This is a genomic window from Bradyrhizobium sp. WSM4874 (assembly GCF_055811835.1).
Window position 1 is genome coordinate 125,114 of record NZ_JBVVPR010000001.1, and the last position, 17,611, is coordinate 142,724.

At 57.3% G+C, this 17,611-nt stretch carries 12 protein-coding genes and 1 pseudogene; 9 read left to right on the top strand and 4 right to left on the bottom strand.

The window, feature by feature from the left end:
* Positions 1–147: 147 nt before the first annotated feature.
* Positions 148–1,206, bottom strand: coding sequence for a SphA family protein (locus tag AC0L3P_RS00625; protein WP_473300803.1), 1,059 nt, complete (start codon positions 1,204–1,206; stop codon positions 148–150).
* Between the two features lie 276 nt (positions 1,207–1,482).
* Here AC0L3P_RS00625 and AC0L3P_RS00630 point away from each other — a divergent pair, with 276 nt between their 5' ends.
* From AC0L3P_RS00630 to AC0L3P_RS00660, 7 genes are all read left to right on the top strand, one after another.
* Complete coding sequence (locus tag AC0L3P_RS00630) at positions 1,483–2,436, top strand: helix-turn-helix domain-containing protein (RefSeq protein ID WP_354255032.1); 954 nt, start codon at positions 1,483–1,485, stop codon at positions 2,434–2,436.
* Between the two features lie 167 nt (positions 2,437–2,603).
* A complete protein-coding gene (locus tag AC0L3P_RS00635) occupies positions 2,604–4,337 on the top strand; it encodes an arylsulfatase (RefSeq protein WP_275168320.1) in 1,734 nt (577 codons plus the stop codon).
* A gap of 93 nt (positions 4,338–4,430) precedes the next feature.
* Positions 4,431–6,026, top strand: a complete 1,596-nt coding sequence (locus tag AC0L3P_RS00640) for an arylsulfatase (RefSeq protein ID WP_275168319.1) — start codon at positions 4,431–4,433, stop codon at positions 6,024–6,026.
* Between the two features lie 21 nt (positions 6,027–6,047).
* A complete protein-coding gene (locus tag AC0L3P_RS00645; protein WP_275168318.1) occupies positions 6,048–6,581 on the top strand; it encodes an HdeD family acid-resistance protein in 534 nt (177 codons plus the stop codon).
* A 106-nt stretch (positions 6,582–6,687) separates the two neighbouring features.
* Entirely contained in the window at positions 6,688–7,665 is a 978-nt protein-coding gene (locus tag AC0L3P_RS00650) for a formylglycine-generating enzyme family protein (protein WP_275168317.1), read from the top strand.
* Positions 7,666–8,122: 457 nt separating this feature from the next.
* Positions 8,123–9,838 carry an arylsulfatase gene (locus AC0L3P_RS00655; protein WP_275168316.1) on the top strand — a complete coding sequence of 572 codons (1,716 nt, stop codon included), beginning with the start codon at positions 8,123–8,125 and terminating at the stop codon, positions 9,836–9,838.
* Positions 9,839–10,974: 1,136 nt separating this feature from the next.
* Entirely contained in the window at positions 10,975–12,558 is a 1,584-nt protein-coding gene (locus AC0L3P_RS00660; RefSeq protein WP_275168315.1) for a porin, read from the top strand.
* Between the two features lie 336 nt (positions 12,559–12,894).
* Here the strand turns inward: AC0L3P_RS00660 and AC0L3P_RS00665 are convergent, their stop codons facing one another.
* A complete protein-coding gene (locus AC0L3P_RS00665) occupies positions 12,895–13,683 on the bottom strand; it encodes a recombinase family protein (protein WP_473300883.1) in 789 nt (262 codons plus the stop codon).
* On the opposite strand from AC0L3P_RS00665, the pseudogene AC0L3P_RS00670 reads away from it, so the two are divergent.
* Together AC0L3P_RS00670 and AC0L3P_RS00675 are read left to right on the top strand one after the other, a co-directional pair.
* Positions 13,682–14,209, top strand: a pseudogene (locus AC0L3P_RS00670) (porin); the annotation flags it as partial. The gene AC0L3P_RS00665 and the pseudogene AC0L3P_RS00670 overlap by 2 nt on opposite strands.
* Positions 14,210–14,378: 169 nt before the next feature.
* Positions 14,379–14,786, top strand: coding sequence for a MarR family transcriptional regulator (locus tag AC0L3P_RS00675; protein ID WP_473300804.1), 408 nt, complete (start codon positions 14,379–14,381; stop codon positions 14,784–14,786).
* A 387-nt stretch (positions 14,787–15,173) separates the two neighbouring features.
* On the opposite strand, the gene AC0L3P_RS00680 is transcribed toward AC0L3P_RS00675, so the two are convergent.
* Positions 15,174–15,647, bottom strand: coding sequence for a MarR family winged helix-turn-helix transcriptional regulator (locus AC0L3P_RS00680; protein ID WP_473300805.1), 474 nt, complete (start codon positions 15,645–15,647; stop codon positions 15,174–15,176).
* A gap of 1,238 nt (positions 15,648–16,885) precedes the next feature.
* Positions 16,886–17,305, bottom strand: coding sequence for a recombinase family protein (locus AC0L3P_RS00685; RefSeq protein ID WP_275168314.1), 420 nt, complete (start codon positions 17,303–17,305; stop codon positions 16,886–16,888).
* Positions 17,306–17,611: the final 306 nt, after the last annotated feature.

A 17,611-nucleotide genomic window follows, 5' to 3' on the forward strand; every position in this document is an offset into this window, starting at 1 on the left:
CGTCAAATTGGCGATGGCCCCGGCCGTTGGGTGTAATTCGCCGGCCCGGTAGCGCTTCCGGCATGGCGGCCAAGCCCGTCCGATCGAGCGATTAGAAGGAAAGTAGAAGGCGCGTTGGGAGGCGAAGGCCTCGGCGGCTTTGCGGCCCTACTTCGTCACGAGATGCCGGGTCGCTTTCGCATCAATTGCCGCAGTTGGGGAAATTGCAAACGTCAGCCAGGTATTCCAACCAGATGGCCGGTTGGCCGCATTGAATTCCCCATACGCTTTAATGTTTAAGTACCCCTGCATGTCGCCGACGGGAAAGATGTATCCCAATTGGGGCCCCACGCCGAGAACGCGGGATCTGAAGCCACCAAGCAGTGGATGACCGCCAGTATCATCTGAGACTTGCTGATAGGCGTAGCCAACGAAGCCCACAAAAGCCTGTTTCGTAAGAAATTGGGCTGTGCTCCAGTCGAAATGAAAATCGATCCCGCTTTGAACCTGAGTGTCGGGGTTCTTGAAATTGTAGGTAAACCCTGCAACTCCGGAAATCGTCACGCCGGAAGCCGGGTTCAGATAGGTGTAGCCGCCGCCGGCATCGATCGCGCCGTGGCCGATACCAAGGTTCGCGATGCGACTTGGATCGTAAGCGCCGACGGGAATGTCGCCCGTTATATACGTCATGTAATTGTTGACACCCGAATTCCATTTGAGCGTGATCATCGGATAGAGGTCGCCGACAGACGTGATTGAATCTCCGATACTCCCCATCCGGGTTGCCGCAAATCCTCCCACGTTAGCTGTCAATGTTCCGTCAATGGTCGCGGCTGACCGGCCGAATATGCCGGTTACTCCCATCGCCAACTGACCACCAAGGACCGGCGTGCCGAAAGTGTAGGTTGGGTTGAGCAACAAGAGATCGGCTTGCGCATTCAGGCTCGCGTTGAGGCTGACATTGACAGTCGGTGCCAATCTGCCGACCTGAATCTCTCTTGCCGCAGCGACGGAGCCGGAGGCTGCAACACTCGTGTGGTAGTAGACGGTTCCCATTGACCAGCCCGGCGCGCCCTGCGGGACTGCCGGCAGACTGCTGACCTGGCCAGGCAGCCAGAACGAAATGCCGCTTTCGTCGGCGCGGGACTGTTGGCTCGTGAGGATCAGCATCGCACAGATCGCACCGGTACCGAGCTGGAAGTCCCTGATCGAACGATCACGCCGCATCTGCCCGCTCCTCGATACATGCTTATCCTATGCTATCTGCGGTTCGGCCTTAAGCTATGCAAAATCGGCAAAAACAACAAACTGTGCGTGGTTGATGTACCGGCGCGACACTCGGAGTAAAGCGCGAGTCGCGTAGCGGAGCTCTCAGGGCACCAAAAAGTCGCGACGAAGCACAATCGGCTTCCGAAGCTGCATAGGCAGGTCGTTGCCAATCTACCATGCTGTAGCCCGGCTGGGCTCGCGGCGGTGGCGGCCATCTCGAACGAGACGATTCGGATGATCCAGAACGGAACGGCGATCTTCGTTAGTCCCGATGCCTACGGTGCGGCGATTGGAGCAGAAAAGGTCGAGCTTTTTGTAACAGGTAATGGAGAGTTCAAGGGGCAATTGACCCACTTGAAAATTGGTCGCCTGCACGTGCTGAGAGGAAGAGAGAACCTTCCCCGCATCGCCTTTATCGCCTTGCCGTCGGCCCATGTGCATATCTCGTTTTCGACAAGCCGGACGCGGAGCATGGTCTATTGCGGCGTGGCCTTGAACTTCGGCGACCTGGTGTTCCATTCCCTTGAACAGCGAGCACACCAGCGCACGACTGGAGGAGCCGAGTGGTGCCTTATATCTCTGCCGCCAGACGAGCTTACCGCATGCAGCAGAAGGTTGATCGGCGAAAGTATCAGAGTGCCATCAGAATCCTGTGACGTCATGCCTGCACACGACGCCACCGCAGCGTTTCTTGCCATCGTTTCGAAGCTGTGCGATCTCGCTGAACTGGTGGGAGAAGTATTCTCAACAGCGGGCGCCGCCTCGCTTGAGCGCGAGTTGCTCAGCGCGCTTGTCAAATGCCTGTCGATCAAGAATGGGGGTAGACCCTCGAACTCCAGGCGGCGCCACTCGGACATTATGGTTGGTTTCGAGGACTGCTTGGCTCGACAAAAAGAGCCTCATTTGAATCTGTCGGAGCTCTGCACCACAATCGGGGTGCCGGAGCGCACCTTGCGACTTTGCTGCGCCGAATTTCTGGGCGTTAGTCCAAGCCGTTACTACCTGTTGCAGCGATTGAATAGGGCGCGATCAGCATTGCGTTGCGCCGATCCGGCATCAGCCAGTGTTTCAGAGATTGCGCGAAATCATCACTTTACCGAACTCGGGCGCTTCGCGGTGGCTTACCGCGACGTCTTCGGAGAGACGCCGTCATCAACGTTGCGCCGCGTCTCCAGCAAGGAGGAGTAATTCAAGCGCTGTGCCGAATTCGCATAGCGCGATCGAAGAAACTTCGGACAGACTAACCTCCACGGAGAGCGGAGCCCTGTGAGTGGGGCAGCTCCTCTTCGCTTCTGCACCCCACAGACTTCGAGAAGTCTGCCGATCAAGTATCGTGACAGCTAGGAGCCGGAGTTATGAAGATCACTAGAAACTTCAAACGTATGCTGGTGTCAGCAACCGCCTTGGCGGCAGTCAGTCTGCCGGTAATCTCCCTGCCTGCCTTCGCACAGGCACCAGCCGGAAAGCCCAACATCCTCTTCATCATGGGCGACGACATTGGACTATACCAGCCAAGCATTTATCATCGCGGATTGATGGTTGGCGAGACACCCAATATCGACCGCATCGGCAACGAGGGTGCGATCTTCACGCATTACTATGCCGAGCAAAGTTGCACGGCCGGAAGGAACGCTTTCTTCACTGGAATGCATCCGTTGCGCACAGGTATGATTCCTCCGCAGTTGCCTGGCAGCCCGTCCTATCTACGACCCGGCACACCGGCACTCGCAAAATTCCTGCTGGATCTCGGCTATAATACCGGCGAATTTGGCAAAAACCATCTCGGCGACCATACCGATGCATTGCCGACCGCGCATGGATTTCAGGAATTCTGGGGCTATTTGTATCATCTCGACGCGATGCAAGGCGTGAGCTTCCCGGACCTCAACAAGTCTCCTACTCAACAGACCGTTGCTCCGCCGTGCAAGAACACGCCGATACCTGGGTTGCAGGAGGTAAATGGTGCGGTTGATCCGAAAACGTCACCAGTTTGCCTGACACCGCCGCGACCAGTCTTGTCGTGCAAATCGTCCGATGGCACCGCAAAGAACATGACGTGCAGCGATCAAGGTCCCCTGACGCTTGAGCGCTCGAAGAGCGTCGACGAGGAAATCTCGGCGAAGGTCGTTGACTTCCTCGATCGCAATGACCCGAAGAAAACCAACAAACCCTTCTTCGCCTGGTACAATCCGGCACGCATGCACATTACGACCGTGCTGAATGAGAAGTACGCGGGCATGATTGGCGAAGCCGGCGGCAAGGATTGGGGCCTTAACGAAGCCGGCATGAAGCAGCTGGATGATAACATCGGCACTGTGCTTAAGAAGCTCGAGGACATGGGCCAGCTCGACAATACGATCGTCGTGTTCACGACCGACAATGGCGCCGAAACCATCACCTTCCCGGACGGCGGCACTACCCCATTCAAGGGCGGCAAGCTTAGCACTTGGGAAGGCGGCATGCGTGCACCTGCACTTATCCGTTGGCCGGGAGTGATCAAGCCAGGCACGATCAAGAACGATATTTTTGCGTCGCTGGATTGGATGCCGACGCTTATCAATATTGCGGGCGGCGCCAAGGGTGATGGTTTGAAGAAGCGCATCGAGGCCGGGCAATATCCCGGCATCGTCAAGACGACCTTGGATGGCGTCGATCAGACCGAGTACCTCTCCGGACGTTCGGAAAAGTCTGCGCGCGACACATTCTTCTACTATTCCGGCAAGGACCCCTCGGCGGTTCGGTACAAGAACTGGAAGATCTACTTCACGATGGTATCTGACGCTCCATCCGGCTTTATTGCTGGCGCGCTTCCCTACCACTGGGCACAGGTCGTCAATATCAAGCGAGATCCGTTCGAGACGTCGATCGGTGCGCAGTTCAAGACCCTCATGGGCCAGGGTGGCACGATCGGCTCACCTTCGACGGCCTACGTTTACGACTGGAACATGTTGCCCATCGGTCAGACGCTGTGGCTGAAGGAATTGGAGACCTACGTCGAATATCCGCCGCTCCAGGATCCTGCAAGCTACAACCTCGACCAGGTTATCCAGCAGCTCAAGCAGGCCAAGACTGCTGGACGGAGCGATTAGCGAACGGTTAGTGCTCGATTGAAACACAATTAGCGGCCGGCCGCGAAGGGCCGGCCGCATGTTCCAGAAATTCCAGGAATCACAGGACGTAGAATGGGCTTCAGCAAGATCATCCGACCAAGCCTGATCGCACTCACCACCTTGGCCGCCGTCAACACTTCTGTTCGAGCGCAACAGCCGCAGAAGCCCAACATTCTCGTTATTATGGCTGACGACATCGGTTACTGGAATATCAGTGCTTACAACCGAGGTATGATGGGATATCGGACGCCCAACATCGATCGTATCGCCAACGAGGGCGCAATTTTCACCGACTATTATGGGCAACAGTCCTGTACAGCCGGTCGTGCTGCTTTCATCACCGGGCAGAGCCCGCTCCGCACGGGCCTTTTGAAAGTTGGGCTGCCTGCAGCCAAGGAAGGGCTCTCCGCGAAAGATCCAACGATCGCGGAGCTCTTGAAACCGCAGGGTTACGCAACCGCACAATTCGGCAAGAACCATCTAGGTGACCGCAACGAATTTCTGCCGACCGTGCACGGCTTCGATGAGTTTTTTGGAAATCTTTATCATCTAAATGCCGAGGATGAACCAGAGCATGCGGATTATCCGGCTAATCCATCGTTCCGGGCGAAATTCGGTCCGCGCGGAGTCATGAAGTGTTTTGCTACGGCAACTGCGACGCCCGGCGACGATCCCCGATTTGGACCTCTTGGCAAACAGCAGTGTGAGGACACCGGTCCTCTTACCAAGAAGCGCATGGAGACGATTGATGAGGAATTTCTAAAGGCATCGACAGATTTCATCGATCGCGCCAATCGGGACAAGAAACCGTTCTTCGTTTGGTTCAATCCCAGCCGCATGCATATCTGGACGCGCCTTAAGAAGGAATCGCAAGGCAAGACGGGTTTGGGCATCTACCCCGATGGTATGGTCGAACACGACGGGCAGGTCGGCCAGTTGCTGAAGAAACTCGACGATCTCGGCATTTCTAACAACACGATCGTCGTCTACACGACCGACAATGGCGCTGAAACTTTCAGCTGGCCTGATGGTGGAACCACGCCGTTCAAAGGCGAGAAGAACACCAATTGGGAGGGCGGCTACCGGGTCCCCGCGATGATCCGTTGGCCCGGCTTCGTCCCGGCGAAAACGGAAATCAACGAGATTTTCTCCGCCGAGGATTGGGCGATGACACTGATCGCTGCGGCCGGCGAGCCCGCCATCAAGGAAAAGCTGCTTCAAGGCTATGAGGCGGCGGGCCAAAACTTCAAGGTTCATCTTGACGGCTATGACCAGCGCGACCTGCTGGCGGGAAAAGGTCCCGACAAACGTCGGGAATTCTTTTACTGGACCGATGACGGCGACCTCGCCGGGCTCCGCTTCGAGCAATGGAAAGCAGTCTTTCTCGAGCAGAAGGCCGAAGGTTTCAGCGTTTGGCAACAACCGATGATTCAGCTCCGCCTTCCCATGCTGTTCAACTTGCGCTCCGATCCGTTCGAGCGGGCCCAACATGAATCCGGCGACTATGTCCGATGGTTTATCGAGCATGCGTTCGTGGTCATGCCCGCGCAGCTAGTTGTCGGGCAGCATCTGGCGACTTTCGCGCAATTTCCGCCTCGGCAACGACCTGGTTCGTTCTCTGTCGAACAGGCGATGGAGAAGCTGAGGCTGCCGCCGGCCAACAACTAGCAAATCTCGGGAGCTTAGGTCATGACCAACATCGCCGTCCTGCCACAGCAGTCCAGCATCTGGTGGGTTTTCCTCCTGCAAGGGTTTGCCGGCGTCATCCTAGGCCTTATGCTTGTCACCCAACCCAGCGCGACGATCCTCGCGCTCACAACGTTTTTGGGATTTTACTGGCTCATAACGGGCTTGCTTGCGTTCGTCCAAGTTTTTATCGATCGCTCAACGCCATGGATATGGTCGTTGCTCAGCGGAGTGGTTGGCGTTCTCGCAGGTCTTTTCGTTCTGCGACACCCGCTCGTTGCTGCCCTGACTGTGCCGACGGTGCTGGTGCTCATTCTCGGCGTTCAAGGACTTCTCATGGGCACTCTGCAGATCATTGCCGGCCTCAAGGGTGGCGGCATCGGGCCGCTTATCTTGGGAGCGATCAACGGCCTGGTCGGTCTTCTGCTACTAGGGTCTCCCATCGCAGCCGCATTGGCCGTGCCGGTTGTCTTTGGTGCGCTGCTCCTCATTCAGGGCGCGGGATTGGTAATCCTGGCCTTTCGAGTTCGTAGCTAAGGCTTTCTTTTCTCTTCGGGGTTTACGGATTTTGCCGAATTCGCATAGTGCGCACGGCGCAGGGTGCGCATTCTGCTGCTGAAGTGACCGTCAAGACGGAAGTCACATGAATTCTGCCCGCCAGTCTGATCTCAGGCGCCCCCTTGAAGACCCGCCGCATCCAGAGATGGTGCGCGTACCAGGCGGTACGTTTCGGATGGGCTCGGACAAGCATTATCCGGAAGAAGCTCCCGCCCACCGCGTCACCGTGGACGGTTTTTGGATGGACCGGACCCCTGTAACCAATCGCCAGTTCCGCGACTTTATCAACGCGACCGGCTACGTCACCTTCGCCCAGATAACTCCTGAAGCGAAGGATTATCCGAACGCATTGCCGCAGATGCTCAAAGCTGGCTCCCTTGTCTTCACTCCGCCCAAAGAGGCGGTGGATCTGCGTTACTGGGGTGAGTGGTGGACCTTCGACTTCGGCGCCAACTGGCGGCGGCCGTACGGACGCCACAGCAATATCCGTGGCCTCGAAGATCATCCCGTCGTCCACGTCGCATTACGCGACGTGGACGCATACGCAAAATGGGCCGGGAAGGATCTGCCAACCGAAGCCGAGTGGGAATTCGCCGCGCGAGGCGGATTGAGCGAGGCGGAGTTCGCGTGGGGAGACGAACTGACGCCTGCTGGCAAACACATGGCAAACACCTGGCAGGGTAACTTCCCGCATGAGAACCTTTTAGCCGATGGCTTCGAACGTACCTCGCCGGTGACCGCGTTTCCACCGAATGGCTACGGCCTCTACGACATGATTGGGAATGTCTGGGAGTGGACGGCCGATTGGTATTCGCCGAAGCACGACGCCGATGCGCCGAAGGCTTGTTGCATTCCGCAGAATCCCCGCGGCGGCGCCGAAGACGAAAGCTACGACCCACGTACCCCAAACATCAGCATTCCCCGGAGAGTGCTTAAGGGAGGCTCGCATCTGTGCGCGCCGAACTACTGCCGACGGTATCGCCCGGCAGCCCGTCACGCCGAGCCGATCGATACTTCGGCGAGCCATGTTGGATTCCGGTGTATCTCCAGGACGAAATCCTGATGTAAAAGGCCGTTGCCTAGCTTGCCATCTGCCGATGTCTCAGATGCTTCTCGATGTAAGCGCTATTGCAACGCTCGTGTCGGTTCATCTTAGCGTTCTCGACGAGCAAAATGTTTCTCGGTCTAGGTATTTTCCAGTGTGCTGCCTCCCTTGTAGAGGGAGGCTAACGTTTTTAGCGTGTGGCGGCGCTCAGGTTGATCCCTCGGCCGCCAACAGTGCGGTGTCGCATTCGTCCTTGGCTCTTAGCTGACATGCCGCGACTGTCGAAGTTGAGTCCAAAACGCATATGCGTGCGTTCGAAGCGGCTGCCGTTTGTGCATAGTCGATCGCTGGAAACACAGTCAAAGTGCGGCGTCGGCATCAGCGTGTCGGATCGCAAGATCTGATGTGCCCTGCGCGATATTCGTTGGGTTGAGTTAAAGCCCGTTAGCCACCGCGAACAGGAAAAAGGACTGTCATGAGCGACAAAAAGGCGTCCGAGAAGTCAGAGCTCTCTAGCGGGCCGAGCAGCGCAGGATTGAAACGCCGCGAGTTGCTGTTGAGCGGCAGCTCTCTGGTCGCGGCCTCCGCACTCGCAGCCGTCGGGTTGACGAACCCTGCCCAGGCGCAGCAGGCAACGACAGCGCCCGCAGCTGCGTCTGCCGGACAGAAGCCCAACATCGTCGTCATCATGGGCGACGACATCGGCATCTGGAATCTTGGCGCTTATCACCGCGGCATGATGGCCGGCCGGACTCCGAATTTGGACAAGATCGCCGCCGAGGGCATGCTGTTCACCGACTACTACGCCGAGGCGAGTTGTACGGCCGGCCGCGCCAACTTCATCACTGGCGAGCTGCCGATCCGCACCGGTATGACTACGGTTGGGCAAGCCGGCGCTCCCACTGGTCTGCCGGCTCAGGCGGTAACGATCGCTCAGGCGCTAAAAGGAATGGGCTACGCGACCGGCCAATTCGGGAAAAATCATCTCGGTGATAAGAACGAGTTCTTGCCAACCGTTCACGGCTTCGACGAATTCTTCGGCTACCTCTATCATCTCGACGCGATGGAAGATCCAGCTCATCCCGCCTATCCGCAGGATTTGCTGAACACCGTCGGTCCGCGGAACATGATTCATTCATATGCCACCAGCGTTGACGACGCGACGGTAGATCCACGCTGGGGCAGGGTAGGCAAGCAAAAGATCGAGGACGCCGGAACGCTCTATCCGAAGCGAATGGAAACTGTGGACGACGAAATTCGCGACTTCTCGCTGGCTTTCATCGATAAGGCCAAGGCTGAGAACAAGCCGTTTTTCCTGTGGCTCAACCCGACCCGCATGCACATCGTCACCCATCTGTCGCCGAAATATCAGGCGTTACGCAACTCCAAGAACGGCTGGACGATCCATGAAGCCGGCATGGCGCAACTCGACGATGACGTCGGTATCGTTATGAAGAAGCTCAAGGACATGGGGGTCGACGACAACACCATCGTCATCTTCACGACCGACAACGGCACCGAAGTGTTCACCTGGCCTGACGGCGGACAGACGCCTTTCGCGCAGAGCAAAGGCACGGTGATGGAAGGCGGCTTCCGCGCGCCAGCAATGATCCGGTGGCCCGGCAAAGTGCCGGCGGGCAGGGTGGAAAATGGCATGATCTCCGGCCTCGACTGGTTCCCGACACTTCTTGCAGCCGCGGGCAATCCCAACATTGCGGAAGAATTGAAGAAGGGAAAACAGATCGGCGACGCCACGTTCAAATGCCATCTCGATGGTTACAACCAGATGGATATGATCACCGGTCAGGGGCCGTCGAAAAGGCACGAGATCTGGTACTTCGGCGAAAGCGAACTCGGCGCGGTTCGCATCGATGACTACAAGTTTCGTTTCATCGACCAGCCCGGGGGCTGGCTGGGTGACAAAAGCAAGCCCGACGTACCCTACATAACCAACCTCCGCCTCGATCCGTTTGAGCGCACGGGCTGGCCGAACAATGGGACCAAGGAGGGCGCGCAGCAATATTTCGATTGGTTCAAATACGAATTCTGGCGCTTCGTATTTGTCCAACAACAGGTTGAAAAGCTGGCGATGACTGCGATCGAGTTTCCGCCGATGCAGAAGGGCGCGAGTTTTAATCTTGAGGCTGTGAAAGCGAAGATCGCTGCCGCCCAAGCAGCGATCGCCAAGTAAATTGAGCTTCGTTAACTAACTTGTACGGGTGCCCCCGATAGCGAGGCACCCGTCGTTTTTTTGATTAAGCTAATCACCTGCGGGCGTCCTGTGGCAGAACGGGTTGGTCCACAACATGCGTATTTGGCCTTTCGAGCGGAGGTCTGTTTACGACGTTGATCCGGACGTCGCACGACTTGCTCAACGATCCAGCGGGCCTAAGCGGGATCGACATTCATCGTGAGCTTATGATCGAGTTCTGAGCGTCGTCTTGTCTTCACCGGTGTCGTCCTGTGGCGCACGATGCAGGCTGGCGAAGGGGCTGCCAAGTACTTCATTGCACGCAACCGAGAAAAGACGCTGCTTCCCGACTCGTGGGTGGTAGCATCTGTGCAACTGGTGACGACGCGCGCCTTCGGACAAGATGTCTGCTCGTCTCAGTCATCAGCGAGAGAGGGGGAGGGAATGGAACAAGCTGGGCTGAACAAAGCTCATGGCCAGTACACTTTGTACGTCCGGGTTTGGTCTGTCCGTTCCTCTGGATATGTAGCCAGTCCAAGGAAAACCCGGTAGCAATCCTAGACCTAAAAAAGGCGAGCAGTCCGCGCCGGATACGGCAAAGCGCTGTCAGACGCTCCGTCCGCGCGTCGCTCAAGAGCGCTGATCCCGAATCTGTGCAGACTGCATCTGCTCACCGTGCACTAAGCCGAAGCTCTCGCTCATTCACATGCTTGCACGGCGCCTGGGATGAATGATTCTGCCACGTGATCCCTTGAGCCCAAGCGCCAAGGCTGGGGAGAACCCGATCCGCAGGAAATGGTTCCCTGACCGACTTTGTGAATGTCAGGCAAATTTCTAAGCAATAACAAGGTACTAGGCCGCTGCCCATGTTCAGCAAAAAGTGATATTTGTGCAACATCCGTCCAAAAACGCGCCATTCCGACCTCATCCGAGGCACTCTGTCATTGATTGATCGGAGGTCTTTGCCTCATATCGTGAGTGCGACGGAGGGGGGCATCCCGAGGTCGTCCCGTCTTAGGTGGTTCGCTTAAGTAGACCATCGTTACGAGGATGCGTTGATTTCCAACGTCTTTTCGCGGGTAGCTCAACGGCCTTTGTACGAGGGATTGTACGGGGCTTCAACTTGGAGGTTTAACATGAAGTTCAAGGGCCTTTTGCTCGGTTCCGCGGCAGCTCTGCTCGCCGTTGGTGGAGCACAAGCGGCTGATCTTCCCGTAAAGGCCAAGGCGGTCGAATACGTGAAGATCTGTTCGCTCTATGGTGCTGGGTTCTACTACATCCCGGGCACTGACACCTGCATCAAGCTGGGTGGTTACCTGCGCGCTGAAGTCGCGCTGGGCACCAACAGCGTCTACGGCATTTCCAACGGGTCTCCCGGTGGTGCGCGTAACCGCCTGAGCAACTACTACACTTGGCGCGCTCGTGAAGATCTCAACATCGACACGCGTACTGCCACCGAATACGGCGTCGTTCGCACGTTCTTCGATGCGACCTTCTCCTGGACCACCGGCAGCTATCAGGGCACCGGCTCCGGCTTCGGCGGCACTGCCTATTCCAGCACGGTGGCCATCAATAACGCTGGTGCGACCCCGGCGCTGGTTGGCACGACGATCAACCCGACCGACGGTGGTACCTCGGGCGGCTCGCTCGGCGTGTACTATGCCTTCATCCAGTTCGCTGGGTTCACGATGGGTAAGGCCGTGTCGCAGTTCGACGCGCCCTGGACCAACTATCCTGGTAACAACATCGACAGCCTCGTCGGCGGCAGCGGCACGGTCACTGGTGTCAACCAGTTCACCTACACCGCTGACTTCGGTCAGGGCATCACGGCGTCGTTCTCGGCGGAAGATAGGGCGGCTTACTATGATGCCGGCAACCTCAATCTGAGCAGCATCGGTGCGCCTGGTGGTGCGGGTGCTATCGCCGGGCTTACCCTTGGTGCGGTGGGTGCCAACGCCATCGGCGGTACGCGTTCTCCGAACCTCGTCGGTATGGTGCGTGTCGACCAGGCTTGGGGTCTGTTCCAGGCGTCGGTTGCTGCGCATGACAACCACGTTGCCTACTACGGTGCGACCGAGCCGACTGGCCACCCCGACGACAAGTGGGGTTGGGCGGTTCAACTCGCTCTGTCGATCAAGAACATCCCGACTGGTGCGGGTGACGTGATCAACATTTCGGGCGTCTACACGGACGGCGCGACCCGCTACAACTTCCAGAACCTGGCGGGTAGCTCGTACGTCATGTACGGCACCTCGGGCGCCGGTGCTTACGGCAGCGTCGCTGCTGTGAGCGCTCCGGACACCGTGTTTATCAATGGCGGCCAGCAGGAGTCCATCAAGACTTGGGGCTTCCGCGGTGCCTACACCCACAACTGGGATCCATACTGGAACACCGCAATCTACGGTGCTTACGCTGCAGCTCAGTTTGGCGGCGGTGCCAAGACCTTCCTCTGCGGTCCCACCGGTGTCTTCACGGCGGTCGCAGGGTTGACCTCGTGTAACCCGGACTTCAACGTCGGTCAGGTGGGCTTGATCACCCGCTGGACCCCGGTCAAGAACCTGACGTTCTCGGCTGACTTCAACTGGACGCACGTCGACCAGAAGTACGCTGGCGTCGTGGCCGCGGGAAGCAACTTCGCGGTTGCCAAGCCGGCCGCATTCTACGAGCTGAAGGATCAGGACTCGCTGACCCTGCTGCTCCGCGCTCAGCGGAACTGGTAAGTTTGGCACTAAGGACCTAACCTCCAAGAGCCCTCGGCGGGAAACTGCCGGGGGTTTTTGCGTTCGGTGGCAGTGACGAGGTCTCGCTGAGGGGCATCAGGCTGAGCAGGACAGCTAAGCCTGCTCTCCCCGCAGCGCGGTGAGCCGAATCGTCTCTCGACGATTTCTAGGCTAAGCGTCTCGGCATGGGCTGGGCCGGCCATGATGATTGTGGAATGCGGGCGGAACAGAACGTAGGAAGGCGGTCGCTTCGAGCCAAAAAGATGTTGCCTTGTCAGTCGCTTGTGACTTCATCATAGTGGTAAAAGAGACTTTGAAACGGCCATTGGCCTCAACTCAGGTAGTTGAGATGCCCCTGTAGATGGCGCCGTCCCACAAACGCAGCTCGTAGAATCGTCCTTTGACGTCGCGTCGAACAGCTGCATCCGCCAGACGATTCCCCGGAGTAGACCCGCTGCTTGAAAGCGTGAGCTGCGTCACGATCTTTCTGAGACTTAGGGCGATGGAGTAACGAGTGACGTAAAGGTCGCCGTCGTCACCCAAGCGGACGATGTCTCCAACCAGATTTCGAAGCTCGTCCTTCCGCGAGGGCTCGGCTGAGTCCAGGAGCGCAGGGTGGGCCAAAAACTGCCAAACGTTTGCTTCGAAATCTTGGTAGGACCATGCCGTCCGCGTGCACCCGTTTTCATCGAGCACCTTCGCACAGACCAGGCTCTTGTAAGGGTGACTACTAAGAAACCGGACTTTGCTCCCGCAGTAAGCGCATGTGGTAAGATCGTCGAACAGATTTGCTAAATTGTTGCCCTTTCGCCCGCGGCTGGTGATCAGATTTTGCTGCCGGGCGGCCTGAGCTTTTTGGAAGGTATCTTCGTCTATTACGGCCGGATAGTAATCCGGCACGGGCGGACCATTCGGAATTCCCTTGCTTCGGCCGCCGGCATAACTCTTCGGCTGATACTCCCCTAAGACGGCGCGGTTGCGAAGCATGCTATCTATCGTGGTGTGGTCCCATTTGCGCGATGATCCGAACGGGGGAATGCCCTGTTTCTCCAGAAAGTTCGTTATTGCGTAGCTGCCCAACCCGCCAATCGAAAGTTCAAAGATCTTTCGATTATCTCGGCTCAGCCGCTACAACTTCCAGGACCTGATGGCGACCAACTACGCGATGTATGGCGGCTCGGGCTTGCCCGGCGTCTACCAGAGCATCGGCGTCGGCGCTGTGACAGACTCCACATTCGTCACCGGTGGCCAGCAGGAACTGACCACGACGTACGGCTTCCGCGGTGGTTATACCCACAACTGGGATCCATACTGGAACTCCGGCCTTTATGGTGCTTGGGCTGCAGTCCGTTATAATAATAATGCCAAGTTTAACATCTGCAGTGGTGTGGGTGGTTTGCTCTCGACTGGTTTCGCCGGTTGCAGCCCCGACTTCAACTACGCTGTCGTCGGTGTGATCACCCGCTGGACCCCGGTCAAGAACCTGACCTTCTCGGCTGACCTTGCCTACGTCATGCTCGACCAGAAGTTCGCTTCCGGCACCACCTTTGCGGCGCCGGCCGCTCTCGGCATCGCCAAGCCGGCCGCTACCTATGAGATCAAGGACCAGAACTCCCTGCAGCTTCTGCTTCGCGCTCAGCGCAACTGGTAAGTTCAGTCTACGGACCTGATACCCAAGGCCCTCGGCGGGAAACCGCCGGGGGTCATTTGCTACGCAGGTACTTGCACAGGGGTCAATGACACGCTGGCCAACGAAAGAGACGGGAGCGGCTGCTGTTTCAGAACAGATCAGCAGATTGATCAGGTCCATAGGTGCTTCCATGGCCGAGGTTCAGGCCAATTGGGCAAGCAAGCTTGGTCTAACCGCCTCGCAATGGACCATCCTGCTCATTATCTCGGATGCGGATGACGAGTTGGGTATGCCTGTCAAAGCTGTCGCAGAGTTGCTCAGCGTCGAGAGCACGTATGTCACTGCGCAATCTAGGATTTTGGCGGCCCGAGGATTGCTGCAAAAAAGCAACTCCAAATCTGATAAACGGGTAATCTGCCTCACGCTCACGGAAAAGGCCCGCAAAGAGCTTCATAAGTTGGATAAGAGCAGGAGCGCCTTTGATGCTTCGGTCAAGCTGGCGTTCGGTGAGGTAGGAACATTGCGAACGCTCGAACTATTGCGGGATCTGCATCATTGCATTGTGCGGTGTCGCTTGAGCTTGCACTTGGAGGAGTAGCTTCGCTGTAAGAGGGGACGGCTCGCGATTATTTTCCCATTCGGCTTCTACATTTTAGAAGGCAGGCAGCCCCACCATATAGGCAACGACTTAGAAGCGCAGAAAACAATGCGAGCATGGATGGAGGCAAGTGTATTTGCGTTCGGACGTGATCGAGCTGGTGCTGTTCCTGACGAGGTTCCTGGGGCGTGACGAACGCACCCCGCAGCCAAGATGGCCAAGAGCCGCAGCTGTTCGAAACGAAACGCTGTGAAAATGAACGAGTAACCTTTAGCCGCCCTCACGATGCGGCTCTTACCGGTCATGCTGAGCTCGTCGCAATTGCTAGAGCAGGATACCATTGACCACGTCGGGCCCCCACCCGCCGGGGGGGTGTTGAGCAAAAGATCACGAGACCTCGATAGCCAGGAGTCTTGCGGCCAGCCGCGCGTTCTTTGCTATTGTTGCAAGCGCAGCGTTCAGCTCGGCCAGTTTCTTTTCACTTACGTCGTTGAACATCGTGGAGTTCAGGGCAGCCTGCCTTTTCGAAAGCTTGTTGATTGCATCTGTCGCGTTTGCAGTCAGCGACATCAGCACGAAGCGTGCGTCGTCGGCTCGCCGACGGATAAGGAAGCCGGCCTTTTCAAGGTTCTTTGTCTGATTGGTCACAAAGGCAGGGTGCACGCGCAGCTTATTCGCAATCTCAGTCCCAGCGACCCCGCGCCCCTTCTCCAATTCGACTATCGCCATCAGCATGAGCCACTGAGGCTCGGTAAGATCCAATAAACCAGCCCAAGCGGTATGAATGTCGCCTAATTGGGATCGAATTTCGATGATGTTCCAAACAAAATTGGTCATCGCTCTGTCGATTTTCTCAACCATTCGGGTCTACCACTTCGGACCGATTTGAATAATGAAAGGTGCTGTCACAAGCAGTCGTAGCAAAGGTTGCCGAAGCCGCCAACCAGGCAACGAGTCGTGGTGCGCTCATCTTGTCGACGCGAATGCAGCCGTCTTGAAGCGGCTCAATGGTCACCGCGATGGGGGCAGCAGTTACTCGATCGGCGCTCCCGGAGCGTCCGTTTCGCCCTTGCTGGCGCGCGGCTCGTGCTTGGACGCGCCCGCGCGAGAGCCGGAACGAGAGGGTCAAGACCTGGAGCTTCGGTAGCGGTTACACCACCTGGGATCCGTACTGGAACTCCGCGGTCTACGATCCCTACGGCTAGGCGCAGTTCGGTAGCTTGGCTAAGGGCACCCTCTGCGGTCCCGCATCGGCCAAGCCGGCGACGACCTACGAGCTGAAGGATCAGGACACGTTCACCATCTCCTCTGCGCTCAGCGCAACTGGTGAGTTCGGTCTAACGACCTTACATCCAAAGGCTCTCGGCAGAAAACTGCTGGGGGTTTTTCCATTGGTGCCCCGCAGATTAGGACAACCTAAGATTGCGTTCCCTGCAGCGCGGTTGAGCCGAAACGTCTCTCGACGATTTCTAGGCTACGCGTCTCGGCCTGGGCTGGGCCGGCCATGATGATTGTGGAATGCGGGTGGAACGAACGTAGGAACGCCGGTCGCTTCGACCCAAAAAGATGTTGCCTTGTCGGTCGCTTGTGACTTCATCATAGTGATAGAAGAGACCTCGAAACGGCCGTAGGCCTCAACTCAGCTCGTTGAGATGCCCCTGTAGATGTCACCGTCCCACAAACGCAGCTCGTAGAATCGTCCTTTGACGTCGCGTCGAACGGCTGCATTCGCCAGACGATTCCCGGGGGTAGACCCGCTGCTTGAAAGCGTAAGCCGCGTCACGATCTTTCTGAGACTTAGGGCGATGGAGTAACGAAGGACGTAAGGGTCGCCATCGTCGCCCAAGCGGACGATGTCTCCAACGAGATTTCGAAGCTCGTCCTTCCGCGAAGGCTCCGCTGCTTCCAGAAGCGCAGGGTGGGCCAAAAACTGTAAAACGTTTGCTTCGAAATCTTGGTAGGACCATGCCGTTCTCGTGCAGCCGCCTTCGTCGAGCACCTTCGCACAGGCTAGGCTCTTATAAGGGTGACTACTAAGAAACCGGACTTCGCTCCCGCAGTATGCGCATGTGGCAAGTCCATCGAACAGGGTTGCTAGATCATTTCCCTTTTCGCCCGCGGCCGGTCATCAAATTTTGTTGGCGGGCGGCCTGAGCTTTTTGGAAGGTATCTTCGTCTATCACGGCGGGATAGTAGTCCGGCACGGGCGGACCCGTCGGAATCCCCTTGCTTCGCCCGCCGGCATAACTCTTCGGCTGATACTCCCCTAAGACCGCGCGGTTGCGGAGCATGCTATCTATCGTGGTGTGGTCCCATTTGAGCGATGATCCGAACGGAGGGATGCCCTGCTTCTCGAGAAAGTTGGTTATTGCGTAGCTGCCCAACCCGCCAATCGAAAGTTCAAAGATCTTTCGAATTATCTCGGCTCGATCCTCGAGATAGACGAAGCTCCTGCGGTCCTCGCTCAGTTCGAGCCAGCTAGGACACGCGGAAATTTTCTTGCTTTGTGTGATCGTCATAGGGGGACGCCGTTCTCCATCGTCAATTTTATGTCGAGAGCAGAAAGTCGGGCGAAATGTGGCCGGGCGCAAGCCTTATCAAACTGGTTCCGATCGCTAGTGCAAAATGTGGCGTCTGGCCGAGCCGAGCGCCATTGGGAGCCTTTGCACAAGTATGATGCGATCGGACGTCTCAGCCGAAACTGCATAGTGGGTGGCGAAAATACCAATCACGATCCAGAACAGCCCAGCTGGGTGCGGGGGAGAACCGGATGCGTGTTAATTACCAGATCCAGAGCAACCATCAGCGGACATTGCTTTCTGACG

Coding starts and splice junctions, on each gene's coding strand:
- AC0L3P_RS00625 (WP_473300803.1), bottom strand. CDS start 1,206: ATGCGGCGTGATCGTTCGATCAGGGACTTCCAGCTCGGTACCGGTGCG.
- AC0L3P_RS00630 (WP_354255032.1), top strand. CDS start 1,483: ATGATCCAGAACGGAACGGCGATCTTCGTTAGTCCCGATGCCTACGGT.
- AC0L3P_RS00635 (WP_275168320.1), top strand. CDS start 2,604: ATGAAGATCACTAGAAACTTCAAACGTATGCTGGTGTCAGCAACCGCC.
- AC0L3P_RS00640 (WP_275168319.1), top strand. CDS start 4,431: ATGGGCTTCAGCAAGATCATCCGACCAAGCCTGATCGCACTCACCACC.
- AC0L3P_RS00645 (WP_275168318.1), top strand. CDS start 6,048: ATGACCAACATCGCCGTCCTGCCACAGCAGTCCAGCATCTGGTGGGTT.
- AC0L3P_RS00650 (WP_275168317.1), top strand. CDS start 6,688: ATGAATTCTGCCCGCCAGTCTGATCTCAGGCGCCCCCTTGAAGACCCG.
- AC0L3P_RS00655 (WP_275168316.1), top strand. CDS start 8,123: ATGAGCGACAAAAAGGCGTCCGAGAAGTCAGAGCTCTCTAGCGGGCCG.
- AC0L3P_RS00660 (WP_275168315.1), top strand. CDS start 10,975: ATGAAGTTCAAGGGCCTTTTGCTCGGTTCCGCGGCAGCTCTGCTCGCC.
- AC0L3P_RS00675 (WP_473300804.1), top strand. CDS start 14,379: ATGGCCGAGGTTCAGGCCAATTGGGCAAGCAAGCTTGGTCTAACCGCC.
- AC0L3P_RS00680 (WP_473300805.1), bottom strand. CDS start 15,647: ATGGTTGAGAAAATCGACAGAGCGATGACCAATTTTGTTTGGAACATC.
- AC0L3P_RS00685 (WP_275168314.1), bottom strand. CDS start 17,305: ATGACGATCACACAAAGCAAGAAAATTTCCGCGTGTCCTAGCTGGCTC.